General features: G+C 42.5%; 3 protein-coding genes. 2 read left to right on the top strand and 1 reads right to left on the bottom strand.

Annotation, left to right across the window (positions count from 1 at the left end; genetic code table 11):
- Positions 1-411 precede the first annotated feature (411 nt).
- Entirely contained in the window at positions 412-3,750 is a 3,339-nt protein-coding gene (locus HYU97_01135) for a hypothetical protein (GenBank protein ID MBI2335352.1), read from the bottom strand.
- 179 nt (positions 3,751-3,929) lie between these two features.
- Here HYU97_01135 and HYU97_01140 point away from each other — a divergent pair, with 179 nt between their 5' ends.
- Together HYU97_01140 and HYU97_01145 are read left to right on the top strand one after the other, a co-directional pair.
- Positions 3,930-5,159, top strand: coding sequence for an FHA domain-containing protein (locus HYU97_01140; GenBank protein ID MBI2335353.1), 1,230 nt, complete (start codon positions 3,930-3,932; stop codon positions 5,157-5,159).
- A gap of 332 nt (positions 5,160-5,491) precedes the next feature.
- Positions 5,492-5,788, top strand: a 297-nt coding sequence (locus tag HYU97_01145; GenBank protein MBI2335354.1) for a hypothetical protein, incomplete at its 3' end; no start/stop codon positions are given.

Here is a 5,788-nt window from a genome sequence, read left to right on the forward strand (position 1 = left end):
AGTTAAATAACGAAGATTGCCACGCGAGCCTTCAGCTCGCTCGCAATGACATCTTTTTTAAAAATGTTAACTCAATATGAAAACTGCCTACTGACATTTTCACTCGGCAGTTAACTGACATATTGACTCGGCTTGTACATATTAATAAGTGGAAATTAATAAGTGGAAAACGTAATGCTTCAGTCTTGCAGGGAGAACGCTTGGGTTATTTCGTCAGCCGCACTCCATCGGCGACTCTCTGTCATTGCGAGGCCATCCAGCCGAAGCAATCTCTTCTGTTTAACCGGTGAGATTGCTTCGCCCGTTGGGCTCGCAATGACAGAAAGTCCATGCCTGCTAATCCTCATTGGGGGCCCCGCCGCTTCCGCGATGGCTTCTCCACAGCAAGAACTTAGGCGAGTTTTCTAGAAATTATTCTTGAAATTGATATTTACCGTTCTGCATCAGCACGTGCATCTGGCGATCGGCCCCATTGGGGAGAACAAACTTTTCATTGATAAGGGGTGGGTCTAAATCAGCTTCTAAACGATATTCCCCCGCCCGAATCGAATAAGCTTTGGTGCTTAAAGGGGCTTCTAAAACATTTTTACCTTTAAAGTCAGTCAGTCGAAAATAAATACGAGTGGCATTTTCTAAGGCTTGCTCTAGCGAGGTTAGATTGGCCACTCCATAAAAATTACCCTTCCCCTTTTCGGCCAAGCCTCGCAACAGGCTTTCTTCTTTTTCAGACAAGCTACCTAAAGCAATCACATTGACTCGCGTGGTATCACCCTGCTTTTGCCAACCCTCAACGGCTGCAAAAGGATCCCCTTCACAAGTATCCCAGCCATGAGTAACCAAAATAATACGGTGGGTCCCCTTGGCTTTTTTCAAAATTTGATGGGCCTGGCGCAGGCTAAATTCTAAAGGTCTTTCTCCTTTTGGAAAAAGGGTATTTAAATTCGCACGCCAATCACTTTTTTGCGTTCTGAAAATGCTTACATCTCGACAATGGTGATGGGTTAAGGGTTTGCCACCTCCCATTGTGATTAAAGTTGAAGATAATTGATCGGGCAGCTTTGTAATTGCATCTAAACCTAAGGTTGCAATTTGATCGACCACTCGGCCACCAAAAATGGGCGTTTTGGCAAATTCAGAATAATCGAGCACCCACAAAATATGATCCGGGTAAAGCATGCCACTGGTTCCTTCTTGCGCTGCAAGTGATAACTTGGCCTGACTTAATTTAACCGTTACCCCGGTTGACAAAAATTGCCCGGATGGCAAAAGGGCCTTGGCTTGAACAGAATAATTCCCCGTATGATAATTAGAATTATCCCACAAATAACGATAAGGCGATTGCAAAGCCTCGCCAATCAATTCACCATTAATATAAAATTCTACCTTTTGAATTTGATTGAAATAAGCACCACTTACGGTGGCTTCAATTTCAGTTACATTCGAAAGATATTCACCCACATTGGGCCGAAGCAGCTTAAACTCTGGCATGTCTTTGCTCACAAAAACTATGGCTTGTAGAGTTTGATGGTCGCCATCTGAAAAATTAGTGATGGCTTGCAGGTGATGTTCGCCCTCTTCTTCGGAAGAAGTGTCCCATTTAAATTGAAAGGGTTCTGAACTGGCTGTGCCAACTTTATTGCCATCTAAAAAGAATTCAACAAACTTAATACTGCGGCTGCTTTGCCCATCAACCCCGACTTCTAAATTAAGAGTTCCCGAAACCAAACTCTTGTCGAACAAATTAACAAAATTAGCTTTACCTGCGGTAAAAGTGGGCAAAGGCAGGTTGAATAAATAACTTTTTTCATTTTGAATAAGCTCGATCGTGAGCGGCCCTGCATCAGCAGGGATGGTTTGCAAAGGTAGATGATATTTTTCTTGATAACCCAGCTGTTTTAAAATTTGGTCCCCGGCTTTAACTAACACCATCGCAGCTGCATCGGGTTGCATTCCTGCTAAGGAAAAATCGATGGCCGTGTTATCTTCAGAGGGTAGTATTTTGAGGGTGGGCTCAAGGCTAGCGGTTTCGAGTTGGAGGCGATAAAGCCCAAAATCACCGGCCAATTTTTGCAAAATACTGCTGTAAATCTGACTAGGCTCAACGGCGTTTGCCAAAATTGAGGCAAACTTTAGTTTCTTTTTTTCAACGGTATTTTTTAAAGCATTAGCTGGTTCATCCAGGGTTGCGCCAACATAAATAACCGACCGGATCGCGGCATCTTTTTTCAAAGCCGATTCAACAAACGAAGTTAGTCCGGTATTGTCTTTGGGGGTATAAATTAAAATTTGTTTAGCTAGCCCTTTGGTGGTGAGCAGTTCCTGGATGGCACGTTTGATCATGATTTCATGTGCGCCATTCAAACCCACCGGATTAACCACGATCAAACTATGTTGAGTTTTGTGCTGACGAGACACCGAAAGCAATTTTGCTGGTTTGATTTTTTGTTCGTCTAATTTCCAATAAAACTGATTGGGTTTAAGACCAAAAAAATCTCGACCTTCTGAATTTTTAACCATGGCGTAAACAACCTGTTGCCCCTTTTCCAAAGCAGGTTCAGAAAGCGCTAGAATCAAAGGTGCGACTTGAACGCCCGGTTTTATATTGGCCTGTACCGCTAGCAGTGGGCCACCCGTGGTTAAGTTTGCCGACGCTGATCCCGAAGGAACTTGCATGCGATAAACAAAATTTAAAGGATGCAAAATGCCTTGGCGATTAAGCAAAGTATGCCCTGATAAAAATAATAGAATTAACAAAATTAAACTTGGGCCAAATTCTTGGCGAAAAGAAGCCCAACGTGCTTGCGAGTCGGTAACGAAAAAACTCATCGCTATCATCATAGAAGCAACGATAGGGAGCCAACCCAAAGACAAAGAGATGGGCCGCAGTGCAAAGGGCAAGCCTTCAATGCCAAATGAAAAGGGGCCCAAGTCTTCTAAGGTGCTTTTATAAATGATCGTTAAAATAACCGGTATTAAGTAAACAATAAGCGGGGCGATTAAACCAACGCGCAACCATAATTTAAAGTTACGTTTTAAAATCCCTAATGAACTTGTAAAAAGGTAGGTCAGCAATACCCATACGACTAAAAGCCTTTCGGTTGTAATACCAAAAAAAGTGAGGGCCTGGGGATCGGTAGAATTAAAACGCAGAAGATTATAATAGTACAATCCTAAATAAATCAAACCCGCATAACGCCATAACGTTGTGTTGGAAAACTTGCGAAGCACCCCGCCTATAATTAAAAAAGTTTGCAAACCCAAAGCCGCAAAGACGGCCATTTTTAAAGAAGTGCCTTTGCGAAGAATTTCAAGGCAGGCAATGAGACTAAAGATCCAAAACACCCCGGCCAAAGCCATGCCTAGCCATGGAAACACCGGCGGGGTTTTAGCAAGGGGTTCGGTCGTTTGCTTGGGTGCGGGGGGCGCTTCTATTTCGATCGGCGGAGCTACAATGTTAAGATCTGTGTTTTCAGCTTGGGTTTTATGAAAATGATTGAGATTGGTTTCTTCGGTAACCTCCCCTATTTTCTTTTCTTCTTCTAAAACATACGTCAGCTCTGGGTCGCTAAACCCACCACTCTCTTCTTCTGGCATTTCTTCCTTAAACTTGGTGATATCCATATCTACGATGGTCTTATCGGAATCGGCGTCTTCGTCTTCACCTGGTTTCAGGTTACGGATATCGATATCCAGCAGCGTTTTGTCGAGATCATCCTGCTTGGTAGGTTTGGCATCTTTTTTACCAGCCATAATTTAAACCCTTTGTATCCCTTAAAAAACTAAAAACCCTCTGATATTCCTTCTATTTTTCTATTTATTTCATAATTAATCAAGCAATCATTTTTAGGCCTTTCCAGGGCCCCTTTCAATAAAAATTGCTGGCACAACTCGATAAAGCTGATAAAATATCTTAAAAGGAGATACCGTACATGGCGAAGATAGCAACTCAAGAGCGAACCACTAAACAGCAAGAAGGTAAAAACATGGGGAATAATTCACTTATAGATTCAAGTGCTTATCAAATAAAACAAGATGTGTTTGATGAAGCTAATTTAATTAAGCAAGAGCTTAATACCGTCTTAGAACGCCTGGAGAAAATGAATCAACATCGCCAGGAAGTATCCCCTTCGGTGTTTGCTCGGGTCCAGCAAGATTATGTTGATAAAAAACGAAACATTCAAAAGGCCTTTGAAGGCAAACGCAAAGAAATTTCTAAAGAATTGTTAGGGCTCTACACGGCTCGCAAAGAACAAGAAAATCAAGTTGCAAGCTTAGAACAAGTTTTAGAAGAGGCCAAATTTCGGCATTTCTTAGGGGAATATTCCGACGCCAAATTTCAATCGATCGAGGCTGAACAGAATGAGAAGATCGATGGAGTTAAAAATATCTTAGGCGTTATCAATCACTCTATTGAGCAATACGAGCAAATTGTGGGTGGCCCTATTCCTGAAGAACCTGGCACCGACTCTAGATTAGCCGCTAAACAAGCAGCTGCCGTCCTCCCCAAAGCTGAACCTGAAGTTGAAGCTAAGCCAACCCCTCCCTCTGCACCCGTTCAACCCGTTAAAGAAGAAAAAAAGGTGGAAGATATTTCCTTAGACAATTTAGACGACGAATTAGATTTGTTTTTACAAGACTCAGGGGGCGATTATTTCTCAGCAGAACCTGAAAAAATAGTTCCAGAAAAACCAGAGGCCCCGCCGGTTCAAACCAAAACCGAAGAACCTAAAAAGCCAGCCAACTTTGATGATTCGCTGTCTAATATTTTACGTGGGATTCCATTAGAAGCACCTGAATCCGAAGAAGCCGCTGCAACTCACGAAGAAGTCTCTGACGCCACCAAGGCTAAGGTGCCCTTTGAGCAAGCTGATACCGAAGCTAAACTCATTGTGCTTAAAGGCGACTATGACGACAAAGAAATCCTGTTGGGCGAAAACACCAGCATAGGCCGTTCTCCCACCAATGACATTGTGCTTAAAGAAGCTAAGGTGAGCCGCCAACACGCAGCCATTAATTTCATGAATGGGAATTTTGTCGTGGTCGATCTAAAAAGTTCAAATGGCGTGTTGGTAAACGCCAAACGCATTGAAGAACATGCGCTCTCCGATGGGGATCTCATCCAAATCGGCAGTTATCAGTTCAAATTTTCAGCCGAATAATCCTCAGCTGCCCTATATTACCCTACATTATCTTATACACATGGTATGCAGTGCTGGGGATAACCTCTAATCAATTATTATTTCAATGAGTTGTTAAGCTGAATTCACAGTTTCGCCTCATTGCGTTCTATCTGTATGTCGATGTTTAAAAAATAAGCATAGATTGGGGAAAGAACCCCCCTTTTATACAGAAAACAGGGCGTGGGGCGAAATATATGGGACAAAACACCAATGATTTCAGTTAAGTACTTTTTTGGCTGGTTTGGCATAAATCTGGCGAGGTCATAAACCGTAATTTTTTAACTCTAACTTTTTGTGTGAAGGAGGATGCAATGAAGAAATTATTAACATTAATGAGTGGGGTGGTCTTTACAATACTTTTATCCATCTCCTCAATGAGTCAAGCCCAAGTATTAAAAAAACCAACGCCAACAGGGGTTATTAATGCCGTCGACTTTTCAGTTGATAGTTATAAAGTCGATCTTATGGATCTCTCGAGTCTTGACCCCTGTCAGAGGGCCAAAGCGCATGCTAAGCGAGTATTGAGGAAGTTTTCCCATAGTTGTAGTGATGCCTGGGAAGCTGCTGCTAACTTAGCTGTGGATGAAGCCTTAGAACAATGCAGTGGA

It is taken from the genome of Deltaproteobacteria bacterium (genome assembly GCA_016183235.1).
Taxonomy (GTDB): Bacteria; UBA10199; UBA10199; order DSSB01; family JACPFA01; genus JACPFA01.